The following is a 16,413-nucleotide window of genomic DNA, read 5'->3' on the forward strand; positions in this document are numbered from 1 at the left end:
GCGATCTCTCGCCGCCTATCACACTGCAAGATAAGCGTCACGAATGTCGGGGCTCTCCTCGAGCTCGCGGATCGTGCCGCCGAAGCGGATGCGCCCGCTCTCGATGATATAGGCCCTGTCGGAGATCAGCCGCGCGAAATGCAGGTTCTGCTCCGAGAGGACGATGCTGAGGCCTTCGTTCTTCATGGCGAGGATGGCGTTCGCCATCTCTTCGACGATCTTGGGGGCGAGGCCTTCCGAGGGCTCGTCGAGGAGGACGAGGGAGGGGTTGCCCATCAGCGTGCGGGCGATGGTCAGCATCTGCTGCTCGCCGCCGCTCATGCGCCCGCCGAGGCGCCCGCGCATCTCGCCGAGATTGGGAAAGAGCGTGTAGAGCTTCTCCGGCGTCCAGCGGGGGGCGCCCGTCCGCTCCGGCTGCTCGCCGACCATGAGGTTCTCCTCCACCGTCAGCTCGGTGAAGATGCGCCGGTCCTCGGGCACGTAGCCGAGGCCGCGGCGCACGATCTCGTGCGTCGGGCGCGCCGTGATGTCCTCGCCCTCGAAGAGGATGCGCCCCTCGCGCCGGGCGACGAGCCCGACGATGGAGCGGAAGGTGGTGGACTTGCCGGCGCCGTTGCGGCCGAGGAGGGCGACCACCTCGCCGGGGCCGACGTTGATGTCGACGTCGAAGAGGATATGGGCCGGCCCGTAGAAGCTGTTGAGCTGGTGGACTTCGAGTTTCATGCCGCGGCCTCTCCGCCATAGACGCTGCCTTCGCCGAGATAGACGGCCTTGACGTCCGGGTTGTTGCGCACCTCGGCCGGCGTGCCGCCCGCGATGAGGCTGCCGCGGTTCAGCACCATGATCCGGTCCGCATGCTCGAAGACGACGTCCATGTCGTGTTCGGTGAAGAGCACGCCGATCGACTGCTCGCGCGCGATCGTCGCGGTGAGGCGCATCAGCGCGACGCGCTCCTTCGGCGCCATGCCGGCCGTCGGCTCGTCCATCAGGAGGAGCCTCGGCTCGTTGACGAGGGCGATGGCGAGCTCGAGGCGCTTCAGGTCGCCATAGGCGAGCTCGCCACACGGCCGCTCCGCGAGGTCGCGCATGCCGACGAGCCCGAGCAGCCGGTCGGCCTCGGCGTGGTGGCGCGCGCCGGCGAAGCCGAACAGGCGGCCGAGCTCGCGGTGGTGCGAGAGCAGCGCCACCTGCACGTTCTCGCGCACCGTCATCGAGGGATAGGTGGCGGTGATCTGGAAGGTGCGGCCGACGCCGAGACGCCAGATCTCGCGCGGGCGCAGGCCGGCCGTGTCGCGGCCGAGGATCCTGACCGAACCGGTGTCGCGGCTGATCTGGCCGTTGAGCATGTTGAAGCACGTGCTCTTGCCGGCGCCGTTGGGACCGATGAGGGCGAGGATCTCGCCGGCGGCGAGGGTGAAGGACACGCCCCTGACCGCATGCACGCCGCCATAGGACTTCGACAGGTTCTCGACTTCGAGGATGGGCGTGCTCATCGTGCGGCCTCCATCTTGGGGGCGGCGATCGGGGCGGCGCCGCTGCCGGACGTCGGGGCGGTTGCCTTCGCGGGTGCGGTCCGCGCCGCGCTGCCGCCGTCGTCGGCCCGGGTGCGGCGGCGGGCCAGGAGGTCCTCCGCGAAGCCGACGATGCCCTTGGGGAAGGCGACGACGAGCAGCACGATGATGGCGCCGAGCACGAGCTTCGACAGGTCCGTCTGGCTGACGAGCCAGATGGCGAGCGCCTTGTAGACGATGGCGCCGACGACGGCCCCCGACACCGTCTCGATGCCGCCGAGCAGCACCATGACGAGCCCGTCGACCGACATCGGGATGGCGAGGTTGTCCGGGAAGACGCTGCCCTTCAGGAAGGCGAAGAGCGCCCCGGCGATGCCCGCGAAGGTGCCGGCGATGACGAAGGCGGCCCACTGCACGCGCGAGCGGTCAATGCCGATCGCCTCCGAGCGCAGGGCGGAATCGCGCGTTGCCCTGAGCGCATAGCCGAAGGGTGAGAAGACGAGCACCCTGAGCGCCACGATGCCGATGACCGAGACGGCGAGCGCCAGCCAGTAGAAGGTGGCGGGGCTCGAGGCCCAGCTCGCCGGCCACACGCCGAGGATGCCGTTGTCGCCGCCGGTGACCTCGACCCACTGGAAGGCGATGGACCAGGCGATCTGCGCGAAGGCGAGCGTCAGCATGGCGAAATAGACGCCCGACAGGCGCACGCAGAACCAGCCGAAGAGGATGGCGCCGGCCACCCCGAGCAGCGGCCCCAGCAGGAGCGAGCCGATCATCGGCATGCCGAACATGGTGGTGGCGAAGGCCGCGCCATAGGCGCCGAGGCCGAAATAGGCCGCATGGCCGAAGGAGGCGAGGCCGCCGACCGTCATCAGGAAGTGCAGGCTCGCCGCGAAGAGGGCGAAGACGGCGATCTCGGCCAGCACCGTCAGCGCGTAGTCGCCGGTGACGAAGGGCGCGAAGCCCGCGGCGACGACAACGGCGAGCATGATGAGGCGCTGGTTCTGGCTCATCGGCCGCCAGGGGCGGATGCTGAGCCCGGCCGGCTGGCGGGCCGGGCCTTCGGCGCGCCCGAGCAGGCCCCACGGCCGCACGATGAGCACGCAGGCCATGACGAGGAAGACGAGGACGATCGAGATCTTGGGAAAGATCAGGATGCCGAAGGCGTTGAGCTCGGAGACGAGCACCGCGGCGATGAAGGCGCCGAGCACGCTGCCGAGCCCGCCGATGACGACGACGACGAAGACCTCGACGATGATGGAGAGATCCATGAGATGGGTGACGGCGTTGCGCGGGATCTGCAGCGCGCCGCCGAGGCCGGCGAGGAAGATGCCGAGCGCGAAGACCGAGGTGAACAGCCAGGTCTGGTTGACGCCGAGGGCCGCCACCATGTCGCGGTCCTGGGTCGCGGCGCGCACGAGGACGCCCCAGCGGGTGCGGTGGAAGAGGATCCACAGGCCGCCGAGCACGAGCGGGCCGAGCACGATGAGGAAGAGGTCGTAGGTCGGCACCGCGAGGCCGAGGATATCGACCGCGCCGCGCAGCCCGGGCGCACGTGGCCCGACGAGGTCCTCCGGGCCCCAGATCATGACGACGAGGTCCTGCACCATCAGCGTCACGCCGAAGGTCGCGAGCAGCTGGAACAGCTCCGGCGCGCGATAGATGCGGCGCAGCAGCACGATCTCCAGCAGCGCGCCGACGGCCGCGACGACGAGGGCCGCGACGACGATGCCGCCCCAGAAGCCGAAGAAGCCCTCGAACCGGTCGGTGAGCGTATAGGCCACATAGGCGCCGAGCATGTAGAAGGCGCCGTGGGCGAAGTTCACGATGCGCGTGACGCCGAAGATGATCGACAGGCCGGACGCGACGAGGAACAGGGAAGCCGCGCTGGCGAGGCCTGTCAGGAACTGGACGACGAAGAATTCCACGGACGCGACCCTCTGGTTCTGGTCAGGCCCGGCGTCGTTGCGCCGGGGTTCGCTGGGCTGAGCGACGCTGCTCATTCCCTCCCCCCCTTGCGGGGGAGGGTAGGGAGGGGGCACCTGGATGACCGCCGTGTTCTTGCGTCACGGCCTCCACCCCCACCCCTCCCCGAGCAAGTCGAGTGATCCCGGCTTGCTCTTCCCAAGATCCCTTCCCGGGTGAATCCGAGATGGGTGGGGGAGGGGAATAGCCGCTCTCGCTACGGCAGCGGCGCTCCTTAACGCTTCAGCCGCAACATCACCCCTGCGGCCTGAGCTGCTTCACGTCCTCTTCGGACGGCAGGTAGTTGGCGCCGTCGCGATAGACGGAATCGACCATAACGCCCTTGCCGTCGCGTACGTCGGTCTTGCCGACATAGGCGCCGAGCGTCGACTGGTGGTCGGTCGCGCGGAAGACGATCTTGCCGAAGGGCGTGTCGACCTCGACGCCCTTGGCGGCGGCGACGAGCTTGTCGGTCTCCGTCGAGCCGGCCTTGGCGAGGACGGCCGCGACCGCCTTCATCGTGCCGTAGCCGACGATGGAGCCGAGGCGCGGATAGTCGTTGAACTTCGCCTGGTAGGCCTTGAGGAAGGCGTCGTGCTCGGGCGTCTTGATGTCGTACCAGGGATAGCCGGTGACGATCCAGCCCTTGGGGGTCTCGTCCTTGAGGGGGTCGAGATATTCGGGCTCGCCGGTGAGGAAGCTGACGACCGAGCGGTCCTTGAACAGGCCGCGGGTGTTGCCCTCGCGCACGAACTTCACGAGGTCGGCGCCGAAAGTGACGTTGAGGATGGCTTCGGGCTTCGACGCGAGCAGCGCCTGCGCCACCGCGCCGGCGTCGATCTTGCCCTGCGGCGGCCACTGCTCGTCCACCCATTCGATATCCGGCCGGGCCTTCGAGAGAAGCTCCTTGAACACCGCGACGGCCGACTGGCCGTATTCGTAGTTCGGCGCCACCGTCGCCCAGCGCTTGGCCGGCAGCTTGGCCGCCTCTTCGGCCAGCATCGCCGCCTGCATGTAGTTGGAGGGGCGCAGGCGGAAGGTGTAGTCGTTGCCCTTGGACCAGGTGATGGCGTCCGTCAGCGGCTCGGCTGCCATGAAGAACACCTGCTTCTGCTTGGCGAAATCGGCCACGGCCAAGCCGATGTGCGAGAAGAAGGTGCCGGTGATGAGCGCCACGCCCTCGCGCGAGACGAGCTCGTTGGCGGCCGTCACGGCCTCGGCCGGCTTGCCGGCGTCGTCCTTGGAGATGACGACGAGCTTCTTGCCGTCGACGCCGCCCTTGGCATTGATCTCCTCGATGGCGAGCTGCCAGCCCTTGCGGTAGGGCTCGGTGAAGGCCGGCAGGGCCGAATAGCTGTTGATCTCGCCGATCTTGATCTCGCCCTGGGCTCGGGCGGCGCCGGTGGCCGCGACAATGGCCAGGGCTGCAAAGGCTACCGATTTTCGCAATCTCGTCCGCATGTGCTCTCTCCCGTTATCGTCCGCGCCCGTCCCCTCTGGTCTGGACCGTCAGCGCAAGCCGTCCTCACCCTTGATCTCTTGCTTCGTCAGCCCGCCGACGCGCGGCAGCGGCCGGCCGGAATCCGTGACGGCGACCGCCACCAGGATCTCGCCCGCGCGCGGTGCGTCGTTGAGGCTGACCTCCATGCCGTCGAAGTGGCTCCGCACATAGGCGGCATCCTTGTGGCCGAGCGGGATGTCGAGCACCGCGCCCGGCCCGCCGCGTTTCTTCGAGGAGGGAATGAGCGCTGCGCCCTTGCCCAGCACCTTGCGCACCGGCGTGCCCATGCGCGGGTGCAGGATGGCGGCGGCATGCTCCAGCTCGCCGTTCTCGCCGACGAGCGCCGCCTTGCCGTAGCTCTCGGCCGCCTGCCCCTCGATGCCCAGCGCCGCGACGGCCTTCTCCGCCAGGAAGCCGCCGAGCTCCTCGCCGATGTCCATGAGCTCGCCGAGGTCCTCGACATAGCGCCCGGCAAAGGGGTTCTCGATCACGGCGACAGCCGCGGCCTTGCGGGTCGGCGGGCTCACCAGCCGGCCCATCTCGGTGTGGGTTTCCTCGACGAATGTCGCGATCTTGCGGATCTTCGCCTTCATCTCAGGCCGTCCTCTCCCTTGATCTCGCTCGCCTTCAGCCCGCCGACGCGGGCGTGGATGCGCGGCCCCGTCGTCATGACGAGGATGACCGCCATCTCGTCGGCGCGCGGGGAATCGGGGATGCCCACCTCCATGGCGTCGAAATGGCTGCGCACGTAGGAAGCGTTGATGTGCGTGACCGGCACGTCGAGGCGCGCGCCCGGCCCGCCGACCTTCTTGGTCGAGGGCACGATGGCCTTGGCATCGCCCAGGGCCTCGCGCATGGCATAGCCGCCGGGCACGTGCCACAGCGCGCCGTGCTCCAATTCGCCCGCGGCGCCGACGATGGCGCCCTTGCCGTAGCCCTCGATCGCCGCGACGTCGCCGCCGAGGGCGGCGATGAGGTCCCGCGCCATGGCGAGGCCGAGGGGCTTCAGGTCGTCCATGAAGCCGGCGATGTCCTCGACATGGCGGCCGGCGAAGGGATTGGCGATCACGGCGACGATGGCGCCGCGCTTGAGGGGCCTTGCGGCCGGCTGGCCGCCCTCGTGGAAGATCTCCTCCACCGTGATCAGGCGCTTGCGGACATCGACGTCAGGCATGGATTTGACCCGTCTCCCGGAAAGTGTCAGCCGGCCGCGGCGCGGGCGCCGCGACGGTGGGTGCGGCCGGCAGCGAGCCTACCGTTCGCGTATGACCTTGCAAATGCAATGCCGCGGCGATGATCAGTCCGCGGTGGAGAAGCGCCTGCGCGAAGCCGCAGCCGGCGTCGAGCGCCGCCGCGATGTCGATATCGTCGAGGCGGCGCACGGCGCGCGTCACGGGGCGCTCGCCGAGGTCGCTCTCCGGCGCGAGCACCGAGGCCGGCACGCGCGTGACGGCGGGATGGCCCGGCAGGTCGACGGCGTTGGCGATCATGGTCGCGGCCGCATCCGCTGCCGCCGCGTCGCGGGCGAGCACGGTGACCGCGTCGGCGATGCCCAGCGAGAAACTACGCCCGTGCCGGCCGCTCGTGGCGATACCGCCGATGCCATGGGCGGCGGTGAGGCTGAGGGTGCCGAAAAGGCCCGGCTCGTCCGGCCGGTCCACCATGCCGATGGAGAAGGTGCTGGCCGCGCTAAGATGGAGCGCGATGTCGCCGCCGTTGTTGACATAGGCCTTGTCGAGCCGCGCCACGGCGAGCATGGCGGCGAGGACCTCGTCCGCATCGGCGCCGGCGACGGCCGCCATAGGCGTGATGAAGCCGTCGGCTGCATGGGGCATGACGGCTCCCTGCATGCGCCGCGCGACCGCGCCGGCGAGCGGCGGATCGCCAGGGCGCGCCTGCCGCCGCAGCGCCGGCAGTTCGGCGCACAGCTCGTCGAGCAGGGTCGCGAAGCGCCGCGCCGCGGCCTCATAGGCGCGCGCCACCTCGCCCGCTTCGCCGAAGGCCTCGATGATGAGGTCGATCGGGCCGTGCTGCAGGTGCAGCCGGCGCCCGTCGGGCAGCATGCGGGCGGTGGCGGCGTCCCTCATCCGTGCGACCTTTTCGCCTTCTGCGGCGACAGCGGCCAGGGATTGTCCAGGCGGTGCGGCACCTGCCGGCGCGCCTCGCCCGGCTCGAGCGACGAGACCGGCCGGACCTCGCCCATATGGCCGCCGAGCGCCTCGTAGTCGCTCAGCCGCATCGTGAACTCGATGGGCGCGACGAGGGCCGGCGTCGGCACGTAGCCGAAGGCGTTCTCCGGCACGCGCGTCACGTCCACCATGAAGGTGATGCCGCCGCCGGGCCAGACATAGACCGGCGCGCCGCCGCAGGTGACATAGGTGAGCGCGTCCTTGACGGAGAGGGTGAGGCGCACCGGGTTCTCGGTGACGCCGGCGCGCAGCGAGCCGCCGGCCCCGCCCATGAAGAGCACGGTGCACAGGGCGGGCTCGCAGTTCTCCTTGATGCGCTCGACCGACTGGCGCAGCGCCTCGGGCAGCGCGCGCTCGACCGGCGTCAGCGTCTCGTCGAGCTCGTAATAGGCATGGTGCTCGCCGGTGGTGGAGACCATGAGGAGCCGGAGGCCCGGCCGCGCCACCTTGGGGTCGAAGGGGCCGAGGATCGACAGGGGATCGGAGATGTTGGTGCCGCCCCAGCCCGTGCCCGGCTCCGCCACCTGGAAGTAGCGGCCCGGGGTCGAGCGCCGGCCCTTCATCTTGATGCCGGTCTCGGGGATGTCGAGCAGCTTGCCGGCCTGGTGCTCGGAGAGGACGCCGGTGATGTGATCGTCGACTACCACCACCTCGTCGACCTTGCCGTGCCACTGCTTGGCGAACATGCCGATGGTGGCCGAGCCGCAGCCGACGCGCATGCGCTCCTCGGCGACGCCGTTGACGATCGGCGGCTTGCCGGCCTGAACGACGACGGTGGTGCCGTCGTCGATGGTCATTTCCACCGGCTTGCCGTTGCACAGGTCGAGCAGGGCGTCGCAGGTGATGCGGCCTTCCTTCTTCGAGCCGCCGGTCAGGTGATGCACGCCGCCGAGCGACAGCATCTGCGAGCCGTATTCGCCGGTGGTGACGTGGCCGACGGCCTCGCCCTCGACGCGCACGGTCGCCTGCTCCGGGCCGAGGTGGCGGTCGGTGTCGATCTTCACCTTGACGCCGCAATAGCTGAAGATGCCCTCGGTGACGACCGTCACCATGTCCACCCCGTCCACCTCGGACGAGACGATGAAGGGCGCGGGCTTGTAGTCGGGATAGGTGGTGCCGGCGCCGATGGCGGTGACGAAGGTCTCCTCGCCCTGGACGATGGTGCCGTCCCACTCGCCCTTGTTGAAGGGCACCACGTTGCCGCCCTGGGCAAGCGTACGCTCCAGCACCACGTGCGGGTCGATGCGCACCAGCTCGCCCTCGTGGTTGGCGTAGCGGTCGCAGGCGCCCGTCATGCCCGGCTTGATGTAGCACATCACCGGGCAGGCATCGCAGCGGATCTTGTCGTCCTTGGCCGCGCCCGGCGCGGCCGCCTGTTCGTTCTGCATGTCAGCCTCGTGCGCCTCTGGCGGCGAGAAGGGCGGCGCGCACCCGGTCGGGCGTCGCCGGCACGCGGCGGATGCGCACGCCGGTGGCGTCGTGGATGGCGTTGAGGATGGCCGGAGCGGTCGGGATCAGCGCCTGTTCGCCGATGCCCTTGGCGCCGAAGGGGCCGACGGGCGAGGCATCCTCGACGAGGATCGACTCGACCGGCGGCATGTCCCCCGCCGAGGGGATGAGATAGTCGTGCAGGTTCTCGCCCTTGCCGGGGAAGAACTCCTCCATCAGCGCAAGGCCGAGGCCTTGCGCGGCGCCGCCCTCGATCTGTCCCTCGACGAGGGTCGGGTTGATGGCGCGGCCGACGTCGTGCGCCGCGGTGATCTTGAGGGCCTTCACCGTGCCGAGCGCGGTGTCGACCTCGACCTCCACCATATGGGCGCCGAAGCCGTAGACGGCGTAGGGGATGCCCTGGCCGTCGGCATCGAGCGGGCTCGTCGGCGGGTCGAAGGTGGCTTCGCCGGTCAGCAGGTAGCCGTGCTCGTCGGCCGGCAGATCGGCCAGGGCGATGGCGCGCTCGTGGCCGCCGTCGCGTACCGTGACCGCATCGTCGGCGAAGCTGACCGTCGCGCCCTCGCCGGCATTGGCGAGGCGCAGGATGGCGGCGCGCAGCTCGCGGCCCGCGAGTTCGGCCGCCTTGCCAGTAACGAAGGTCTGGCGCGAGGCGGAGGTCTTGCCGCAGTCGGGCGTCAGGTCCGTGTCGGCCGAGACGAGATCGAAGCGGGCAATCGGCGCGCCGAGCGCGTCGGCGCAGATCTGGGTGATGACGGTGTTGGAGCCCTGGCCGATGTCGACCGCGCCCTGGTGCAGCGCAATGCGCCCGTCGCGCTTCAGGCCGACGCGGATGGTGGAGGGATTGGGCAGCGAGGTGTTGCCGCAGCCGTACCACATGCCGGCGACGCCGACGCCGCGGCGCAGCCGGCCGTCGCCCTTGCCGTCGCTCGTCGCATTGAAGGCGGCCGCCTCGGCCAGAGCGCGCTGCCAGTGCGGCACAAGGGCTTCGAAACAGGCGCGGATGCCGACACCTTCGCCGAGCACCTGGCCGGTCACGGTCGGCTGGTCGGCGCGTAGCGCGTTGCGCAGGCGGAATTCCAGCCGGTCCATGCCGATCTTGTCGGCGAGCTCGTCGTAGAGCTGCTCCTGCGCGATGCCCGCCTGCGGCACGCCGAAGCCGCGGAAGGCGCCGGCGGGCACGAGGTGGGTGTGCACGGCGCGCGTCAGCGCCCGGTAATGCGGCACATAATAGGGGCCGGAGGCGTGGACCGGCACGCGATTCGCCACGGTCGGGCCCCAGGAGGAATAGGCGCCGGTGTTGAAGTCGCCGAGAAAATCGAGGCCGACGAGCCTGCCGTCCTGCGTCGCGCCCGCCCGCGCCCTGATGCGCGCCGGGTGGCGCTTCGTCGTCGTCATGATCGACTCGGGGCGCGTGTAGGTCATGCGCACCGGCCGGTCGAGGTGCCAGGCGGCGATGGCGATGAAGGGCTGCACCGAGAGGTCGAGCTTGGAACCGAAGCCGCCGCCGACGGCGGTCGGGATGATGCGCACGGCCTCGGGCGCGATGCTGAGCACCTTGGCGACGTCGTCGCGGTCCATGTAGGGCGCCTGGGTGCAGGCCTGCACCTCGATGCGCTCGCCGACGCGGCGGGCAAAGCCGGCCTCCGGCTCGATATAGGCGTGCTCGACGAAGCCGGTCTCGAATTCGCCGTCGACGACCACGTCGGCCTTCTCGAGCGCGGCCTCGACATCGCCCCTGACGACGCGGCCGCCGACGAGGATGTTGCCCACGCGGCCCGTGTGCACGAGCGGCGCATCGTCCGCGAGCGCCGCATCGATCGTCGTATTGGCCGGCAGCTCCTGCCAGGTGACGGGGAAATCGGACAGGTCGAGCGCCGCCATGGCCGCGGCCTCGCCGACGATGGCCGCCACCGCCTCGCCGCGGAAGCGCGCCTCCGTCTCGGCGAAGACCGGCTGGTCGGCGAAGGGCGGGATGACGCCGTAGCAGTTCTCGCCCGGCACGTCCTTCGCCGTGAAGACGCGCACGATGCCGGGGTGGCGGGCGAGGAAGGCGTCGATGTCGCCGAAGGAAAAGGCGGCGCGGTGGTAAGGGCTGCGCACGGCCCTGAGGACGAGGGCATCGGCCGGGGCCTCGTCGGCGCCGAAGATGTCGGTGCCGCGCACCTTCTTCAGCCCGTCGAGGCGGCGGATGCGGGCGCCGACGGCCGCGCCGCCCTCCGGCAGCACCTCGGCCCGCGCCTCGGCCGCCACGTCGAGGATGGCGGCGACGATCTTGCGATAGCCGGTGCAGCGGCAGAGCACGCCGCCGATGGCGTCGAGCACCTCGGCCTCGCTCGGCCGCTCGTTGCCGGCAAGGAGCGCGACGGCGGCGACCAGCATGCCCGGCGTGCAGATGCCGCACTGGGCGGCGCCGTGGCGCAGGAAGGCCTCCTCGAGGCGCCCGGCGACGGGGTGGCCGGCCGGCAGGCCTTCGACAGTGGTGACGCTGCAGCCCTCGACCTGCCCGGCGGCGACGAGACAGGAGCAGACGGCCTCGCCGTCGACGAGCACGGAGCAGGCGCCGCAGTCGCCTGCGTCGCAGCCGACCTTGGTGCCCGTGAGGCCGAGGTCGTCGCGCAGCACCTTGGAGAGGCGCGCGGCGGGCGAGGCGGCGACCTCGACCGTCCGGCCGTTCACGGTGAGGGCGACGCCGGCGTGGCTCTCGGTTGCGGCAACCCGGTCGAGCATGTCAGGCGGCCTCCTTGGCAGCATCGCGCACGCAGGCTTCGAGCGCGCGGGCGACGAGCGTCTCAGCCGCATCCGCGCGGTAGGCACCGGTGGCGCGCACGTCGTCGATGGGGGAAAGGGGGGCAAGATGCGCGGCCTCGACGGCCGTGCCGATACCGGCCGCGGCCGGCTTGCCGATGAGCGCCGCCTCCAGCGCCGGCAGGCGCTGGGCCACGGCCGAGCACGAGCCCACGGCGACGCGCGCCGCGTCGATGCGGCCCGTCTCGTCGGTGCGCAGCATGGCCGCGACCATGACGATGGAGATGACGAGATAGCGCCGCGCGCCGAGCTTGAGGAAGACGGAGCGGGCGTCCGTCATGGCGTGGGGCACGAGCACGGCCGTGACGATCTCGTCCTCGCGCCGCTCCGTGCGGCGATAGCCCGAGATGAAGGCGGCGAGCGGCAGGCGGCGGATGCCGGCGCGGGAGGCGAGCTCGACCTCGGCATCGAGCGCGATCAGCGGCGGCACGCCGTCGGCGGCGGGCGAGGCATTGCAGAGATTGCCGGCGACGGTGCCACGGTTCTGGATCTGGATCGAGCCGACCTCGCGCGCAGCGGCCTTCAGGGCGTCGAAGCCGCGCGGCAAGTCTGCCCTCGCGACCTCGGTCCAGGTGGTCGCGGCGCCGATGCGCACATGGTCCGGCCCCATGCCGATGCCGCGCAGCTCCGGCAGCGCCGAGATGTCGAGGAAGGGGCGCGCCTGCGGCCGGTCGCCGAGGGCCGGAAAGACGTCCGTGCCGCCGGCCAGGACTTGCGCGCCCGTTGTCGCGAGCGCGTCGAGCGCTTCGTCGAGGGTCCGCGGACGGAGGTACATCGATGCCTCCCGAAACTGATGTTCACCCTCTGACGGCATCAGCAATGCCGATCAGTTTTTTGTTGGTATACAAATAATCTGCAACTGGATGAGCGGCACTGTCAAGCGGCACCTGACCCGCTTTTTGGAGCAATGGGGGGCTCGTGGCATGGCAACTGCCCAAAAGCGCGGCAGGCGCCGCCTGGGGCGCCCCGCACGTCGCTGTGCCTGATGAAGAAAGGATGCCCGATCGCGGCGCCAAGGTCTATGCGGAGGGCTATTTCGGCCCCGCTTCGCCCGACGCTTGCTCCACGCCGAGCCATCGCTGGATGCCCCGGGCGGCGGCCACCCCGGTCGCGAAGGCGGCCTGCAGCAGGTAGCCGCCGGTCGGCGCCTCCCAGTCCAGCATCTCGCCGGCGGCGAAGACGCCGGGCAGGGCCTGCAGCATGAGGTTGTCGTCGAGTGCCTCGCGGCGGATGCCGCCGGCGCTGGAGATGGCGCGGGCGATCGGCCGCGGCGCGGTGAGGGTGAGCGGCAGGGCCTTCGCCGCCTTCGCCAGCGCCGCGGGCTCGGCCGGCAACTCGCCCAGCACCTCCCTGAGGAGATTGACGGAGACGGGCATCAGGCCGCCCGCCTTACGCAGGAAGGAGGCGGTGGATTGCTTGCCGCGCGGCCGCGCGAGGCGGGCGGCAAGATGCGACGGGCTGAGATCGGGCCTGAGGTCGAGCGTCACCGTCTGCGGGCCGTGCGCGGCGATGGCCTCGCGCAACCGCCCCGACAGGGCATAGATGGCGCCGCCCTCCAGCCCCTCGCGCGTGATGACCGCCTCGCCCATGACGCTCATGCCGTCGAAGCCGATGGCGATGCGCTTCAGCGGCGTGCCGGCGAAGCGCTCGGCGAAATGGTGCGACCACGCATGCTCGAAGCCGCAGTTGGCCGGCGCGAGCGGGGTGAGCGCGACGCCGCGTGCGGCAAGAATCTCCGTCCACGTCCCGTCGGAGCCGAGGCGCGGCCAGCTCGCGCCGCCGAGCGCCAGCAATGTGGCGTCGGGCGCGAGGTGAAGCGCATCGCCGTCCTCCCTCTCGAGGAGGAGGCGTCCGTCCCCGTCCCAGCCCTGCCAGCGGTGGCGCGTCGCCAGGGCCACGCCGAGCCCGTCGAGGCGGCGCAGCCAGGCGCGCAGGAGCGGCGAGGCCTTGAAGCTCTCCGGGAAGACGCGCCCGCTCGAGCCGACGAAGGTCTTTTCGCCGAGCCCCTCGCACCAGGCGCGCAGCGCGGCCGGCGGAAAGGCCTCGATCATCGGGGTGAGCCACGGCTCGGCGGCGCCGTAGCGGGCGAGGAAGGCCTCGCGCCCTTCCCCGTGCGTCAGGTTGAGGCCGCCGCGCCCGGCCATGAGGAGCTTGCGCGCCGGCGAGGGCATGCGTTCGTAGACGGTGACGGCAAGGCCGGCCCGCGCCAGCTCTTCCGCCGCCATCAGCCCGGCCGGGCCGGCTCCGATGACGGCCACCGTTTTCCTGTTGTCCGTCATGAGGTCCTACCGGCTGATGCGTGTGGACAGGATGATCGAGGACATGGTGCGCTCCACGCCCTCCAGCGCCCCGATGCGGTCGATGAGCTGGTCGAGCTCCGCGATCGAGGGCGCCGCGACGACGGCGATCATGTCATAGCTGCCGCTGATGGAGTGGAGGGTGCGCACCTCCACGATGCCGGCGAGCGCCTCCTCGACCTTGCGGGCGAACTTGGGCAGCGCCGTGATGAGCACATGCGCGCGCACGAGGCCGCGCTCGTAGTCGTCCGCCAGGCGCACCGTATAGCCCGCAACGATGCCGCGCCGCTCCAGCCGCTCGATGCGGCTCTGCACCGTGGTGCGCGACAGCCTGAGGCGCCGCGCGAGGTCGGCCGTCGGCGTGCGGGCATTCTCGCGCAGGAGGGCGATGAGCTGGCGGTCGGTATCGTCCATCGGCGTTTCGCAGGAAGGAATCGTCGTTTTCACTAAGCGATCTTCGCGTTTCGGCGAAGCGGAATCTTCAATTCGACGGCCAAGGTGCGATCCTGATGGCAATTGCCAAACGGGGAACCACAGCCATGCGTGACCGCAAGTCCATTCTCGTCGTCGGAGCCGGCAAGATCGGCGCCACCATCGCCGACCTGCTGACGGGCTCCGGCGATTATGACGTGACGGTCGTCGACCGTGATCAGGCCCAGCTCGACGCGCTCGACGCTGCCCTGCCCGTCGCCAGGGTCCGGCTCGACATCGCCGGGGACGGGGCGCTCGACCGGCTGCTCGCGAAGACGTTCGCCGTGCTCAGCGCCGCGCCCTATCACCTGACGACGCGCATCGCCGAGGCGGCGGCGCGCGCCGGCGTGCACTATCTCGACCTCACGGAGGATGTCGCCAGCACGCGGCGCGTCAGGGAGCTGGCAGCGGATGCGAAGAGCGCGTTCATTCCCCAATGCGGGCTGGCGCCGGGCTTCATCTCCATCGTCGCCCACGACCTCGCCCGCCGCTTCGACACGCTCGACAGCGTGCGCATGCGTGTCGGCGCGCTACCGCAATATCCGTCCAACGCCCTCAACTACAACCTCACCTGGAGCACGGACGGCGTCATCAACGAATATTGCGAGCCGTGCGAGGCCATCGTCGAGGGCGAACTCGTCGAGGTGCCGGCGCTGGAGGAACGCGAGGAATTCTCGCTCGACGGCGTCACCTACGAGGCCTTCAACACCTCGGGCGGGCTCGGCACCCTGTGCGAGACGCTGAAGGGCAAGGTGCGCACGCTCAACTACCGCACCATCCGCTATCCCGGCCACTGCGCCATCATGAAGGCGCTCTTGAACGACCTCGGCCTGCGCCACCGGCGCGAGCTGTTCAAGGACATCCTCGAAAGCGCGCTGCCGACGACCCTGCAGGACGTCGTCGTCGTCTTCGTCACCGTGAGCGGGCGCCGGGGCGGCCGCCTGGTGCAGGAGACCTACGCCAACAAGATCTACAGCGCGCGCGTCAACGGCATCACCCGCAGCGCCATCCAGATCACCACGGCCTCGGGCATCTGCGCGGTGCTCGACATGCTGGCGACGGGCGAGCTGCCGCGGCGCGGCTTTGTGCGGCAGGAGGACATCGCGCTCGACACCTTCCTCGCCAACCGCTTCGGCCGCGCCTACGGGCAGCCGGCGCCGCAGCCCTACAGCGCCGCGGCGTAAGCATCGTCCGAGCCGTGGCGTCACTCCCTCTCCCCGTTCACGGGGAGAGGGTTCAGACGGCAGCCGCCAGCCACGCACGTTGCCGGTGTTCTCTTGACGCTCCGCCTCAGATGCCGCGGGTCGCGCCGCCGTCGATGCGGAGCTTGGCGCCGGTGACGTAGGAGGCCTTTTCGCTCGTAAGGAAGGCGACCACGTCGGCGAATTCCTGCGGCGTGCCGTAGCGGCCGGCCGGGATCGTCGCCTTCGAGGCCTCGGCCACCTCCTCCGGCGTCTTGCCCTGGCGCTGCGCATTGGCCGCGTCGAGCTCCTCCACCCGCTCGGTCTCGATGCGCCCGGGCAGCACCACGTTCACCGTCACGCCCTGGCCCGCCACCTCGCTCGCCAGCGTCTTCGACCAGCCCACCACCGCCGAGCGGATGCCGTTCGACAGGGCAAGGCGCGGGATCGGCTGCTCGACGCCCGAGGAGGCGATGGTAACGATGCGGCCCCACTTCTTCGCCAGCATGCCGGGCAGGAGGCGCTGGGTGAGGTGGAAGAGGTTGGCCGCCATCGCCTCGAACTGCACCAGCCAGTCGGCGCGCTTGGCCTCGCGCGCATCTGCCGGCGGCGGCCCGCCGGAATTGTTGACGAGGATGTCGACGCCGCCCTCCGCGATCAGCCGCTCGACGAGCGCCTCGACGCTGGCGAGGTCGGCGAGGTCGAGCCGCGCGGCGGTGACGCGCCCGCCGACCTCGGCCGGCAGGGCGTCGGCCCAGGCCCTGATCTTCTCCTCGCTGCGCGCGGCCGCGACGACGCTCGCGCCTTCTTCCGCCAGCGTGCGGGCAATCGCCGCGCCGAGGCCGCGGCTCGCCCCCAGAACCAGCGCCCGCTTGCCCTTCAGTCCAAGATCCATCGCCATATCTCCTCGTGGCCGGTGCGGCCGCATGTCGGCGCCGTTGTGCCAGCCGGGTGCGGCGCATGGCAAGCCCGGGCCGGCGGCCCGTGCGAGAAGCGCCTTTCGCGGCGCGCCGGCCGCCGCTAGATACGCGCCGAAGGGCG

Annotated in this window: 14 protein-coding genes; 1 reads left to right on the forward strand and 13 read right to left on the reverse strand. The window is 70.6% G+C overall.

Going from position 1 to position 16,413, the window contains the following annotated elements; translation table 11 throughout:
* Positions 1–18: 18 nt before the first annotated feature.
* The 12 genes from GGR16_RS09850 to GGR16_RS09905 all read right to left on the reverse strand — a co-directional run bounded on the left by GGR16_RS09850 (position 19) and on the right by GGR16_RS09905 (position 14,134).
* On the reverse strand, positions 19–723 hold the full coding sequence (locus GGR16_RS09850; RefSeq protein WP_183316495.1) for an ABC transporter ATP-binding protein: 705 nt from the start codon (positions 721–723) through the stop codon (positions 19–21).
* Positions 720–1,493 (reverse strand): ABC transporter ATP-binding protein, encoded by a 774-nt coding sequence (locus tag GGR16_RS09855; protein WP_183316496.1) that lies wholly within the window; start codon positions 1,491–1,493, stop codon positions 720–722. Before GGR16_RS09855 ends, GGR16_RS09850 begins: the two co-directional genes overlap by 4 nt.
* Positions 1,490–3,439, reverse strand: a complete 1,950-nt coding sequence (locus GGR16_RS09860) for an ABC transporter permease (RefSeq protein ID WP_082312611.1) — start codon at positions 3,437–3,439, stop codon at positions 1,490–1,492. The genes GGR16_RS09855 and GGR16_RS09860 overlap by 4 nt, the downstream gene beginning before the upstream one ends.
* 292 nt (positions 3,440–3,731) lie before the next feature.
* Positions 3,732–4,937 (reverse strand): ABC transporter substrate-binding protein, encoded by a 1,206-nt coding sequence (locus GGR16_RS09865; protein ID WP_040404348.1) that lies wholly within the window; start codon positions 4,935–4,937, stop codon positions 3,732–3,734.
* Between the two features lie 48 nt (positions 4,938–4,985).
* Positions 4,986–5,570, reverse strand: a complete 585-nt coding sequence (locus GGR16_RS09870) for an amino acid synthesis family protein (protein ID WP_019402110.1) — start codon at positions 5,568–5,570, stop codon at positions 4,986–4,988.
* Positions 5,567–6,151, reverse strand: a complete 585-nt coding sequence (locus GGR16_RS09875) for an amino acid synthesis family protein (protein WP_071923041.1) — start codon at positions 6,149–6,151, stop codon at positions 5,567–5,569. The genes GGR16_RS09870 and GGR16_RS09875 overlap by 4 nt, the downstream gene beginning before the upstream one ends.
* A complete protein-coding gene (locus GGR16_RS09880) occupies positions 6,144–7,064 on the reverse strand; it encodes a UPF0280 family protein (RefSeq protein WP_183316497.1) in 921 nt (306 codons plus the stop codon). Before GGR16_RS09880 ends, GGR16_RS09875 begins: the two co-directional genes overlap by 8 nt.
* Positions 7,061–8,554, reverse strand: coding sequence for a 6-hydroxynicotinate reductase (locus GGR16_RS09885; protein ID WP_183316498.1), 1,494 nt, complete (start codon positions 8,552–8,554; stop codon positions 7,061–7,063). The genes GGR16_RS09880 and GGR16_RS09885 overlap by 4 nt, the downstream gene beginning before the upstream one ends.
* A 1-nt stretch (position 8,555) precedes the next feature.
* The gene (locus tag GGR16_RS09890) at positions 8,556–11,345 is read right to left on the reverse strand and encodes a molybdopterin-dependent oxidoreductase (protein WP_183316499.1); all 2,790 of its coding nucleotides are present in this window, start codon (positions 11,343–11,345) and stop codon (positions 8,556–8,558) included.
* Between the two features lies 1 nt (position 11,346).
* Positions 11,347–12,198: an FAD binding domain-containing protein gene (locus GGR16_RS09895; protein ID WP_183316500.1), complete on the reverse strand. Its 852-nt coding sequence runs from the start codon at positions 12,196–12,198 to the stop codon at positions 11,347–11,349.
* A 256-nt stretch (positions 12,199–12,454) separates the two neighbouring features.
* Entirely contained in the window at positions 12,455–13,702 is a 1,248-nt protein-coding gene (locus tag GGR16_RS09900) for a TIGR03862 family flavoprotein (RefSeq protein ID WP_183316501.1), read from the reverse strand.
* A 6-nt stretch (positions 13,703–13,708) separates the two neighbouring features.
* A complete protein-coding gene (locus GGR16_RS09905; RefSeq protein ID WP_183316502.1) occupies positions 13,709–14,134 on the reverse strand; it encodes an Lrp/AsnC family transcriptional regulator in 426 nt (141 codons plus the stop codon).
* Positions 14,135–14,259: 125 nt separating this feature from the next.
* On the opposite strand from GGR16_RS09905, the gene GGR16_RS09910 reads away from it, so the two are divergent.
* The gene (locus GGR16_RS09910) at positions 14,260–15,375 is read left to right on the forward strand and encodes a saccharopine dehydrogenase family protein (RefSeq protein ID WP_183316503.1); all 1,116 of its coding nucleotides are present in this window, start codon (positions 14,260–14,262) and stop codon (positions 15,373–15,375) included.
* 106 nt (positions 15,376–15,481) lie between these two features.
* Here the strand turns inward: GGR16_RS09910 and GGR16_RS09915 are convergent, their stop codons facing one another.
* Positions 15,482–16,267 (reverse strand): SDR family oxidoreductase, encoded by a 786-nt coding sequence (locus tag GGR16_RS09915; RefSeq protein ID WP_183316504.1) that lies wholly within the window; start codon positions 16,265–16,267, stop codon positions 15,482–15,484.
* Between the last annotated feature and the right edge of the window lie 146 nt (positions 16,268–16,413).

This window comes from Chelatococcus caeni (assembly GCF_014196925.1).
Lineage (GTDB): Bacteria > Pseudomonadota > Alphaproteobacteria > Rhizobiales > Beijerinckiaceae > Chelatococcus_A > Chelatococcus_A caeni.

Coding starts and splice junctions, on each gene's coding strand:
- GGR16_RS09915 (WP_183316504.1), bottom strand. CDS start 16,267: ATGGATCTTGGACTGAAGGGCAAGCGGGCGCTGGTTCTGGGGGCGAGC.
- GGR16_RS09870 (WP_019402110.1), bottom strand. CDS start 5,570: ATGAAGGCGAAGATCCGCAAGATCGCGACATTCGTCGAGGAAACCCAC.
- GGR16_RS09850 (WP_183316495.1), bottom strand. CDS start 723: ATGAAACTCGAAGTCCACCAGCTCAACAGCTTCTACGGGCCGGCCCAT.
- GGR16_RS09875 (WP_071923041.1), bottom strand. CDS start 6,151: ATGCCTGACGTCGATGTCCGCAAGCGCCTGATCACGGTGGAGGAGATC.
- GGR16_RS09880 (WP_183316497.1), bottom strand. CDS start 7,064: ATGAGGGACGCCGCCACCGCCCGCATGCTGCCCGACGGGCGCCGGCTG.
- GGR16_RS09885 (WP_183316498.1), bottom strand. CDS start 8,554: ATGCAGAACGAACAGGCGGCCGCGCCGGGCGCGGCCAAGGACGACAAG.
- GGR16_RS09855 (WP_183316496.1), bottom strand. CDS start 1,493: ATGAGCACGCCCATCCTCGAAGTCGAGAACCTGTCGAAGTCCTATGGC.
- GGR16_RS09900 (WP_183316501.1), bottom strand. CDS start 13,702: ATGACGGACAACAGGAAAACGGTGGCCGTCATCGGAGCCGGCCCGGCC.
- GGR16_RS09895 (WP_183316500.1), bottom strand. CDS start 12,198: ATGTACCTCCGTCCGCGGACCCTCGACGAAGCGCTCGACGCGCTCGCG.
- GGR16_RS09865 (WP_040404348.1), bottom strand. CDS start 4,937: ATGCGGACGAGATTGCGAAAATCGGTAGCCTTTGCAGCCCTGGCCATT.
- GGR16_RS09905 (WP_183316502.1), bottom strand. CDS start 14,134: ATGGACGATACCGACCGCCAGCTCATCGCCCTCCTGCGCGAGAATGCC.
- GGR16_RS09910 (WP_183316503.1), top strand. CDS start 14,260: ATGCGTGACCGCAAGTCCATTCTCGTCGTCGGAGCCGGCAAGATCGGC.
- GGR16_RS09890 (WP_183316499.1), bottom strand. CDS start 11,345: ATGCTCGACCGGGTTGCCGCAACCGAGAGCCACGCCGGCGTCGCCCTC.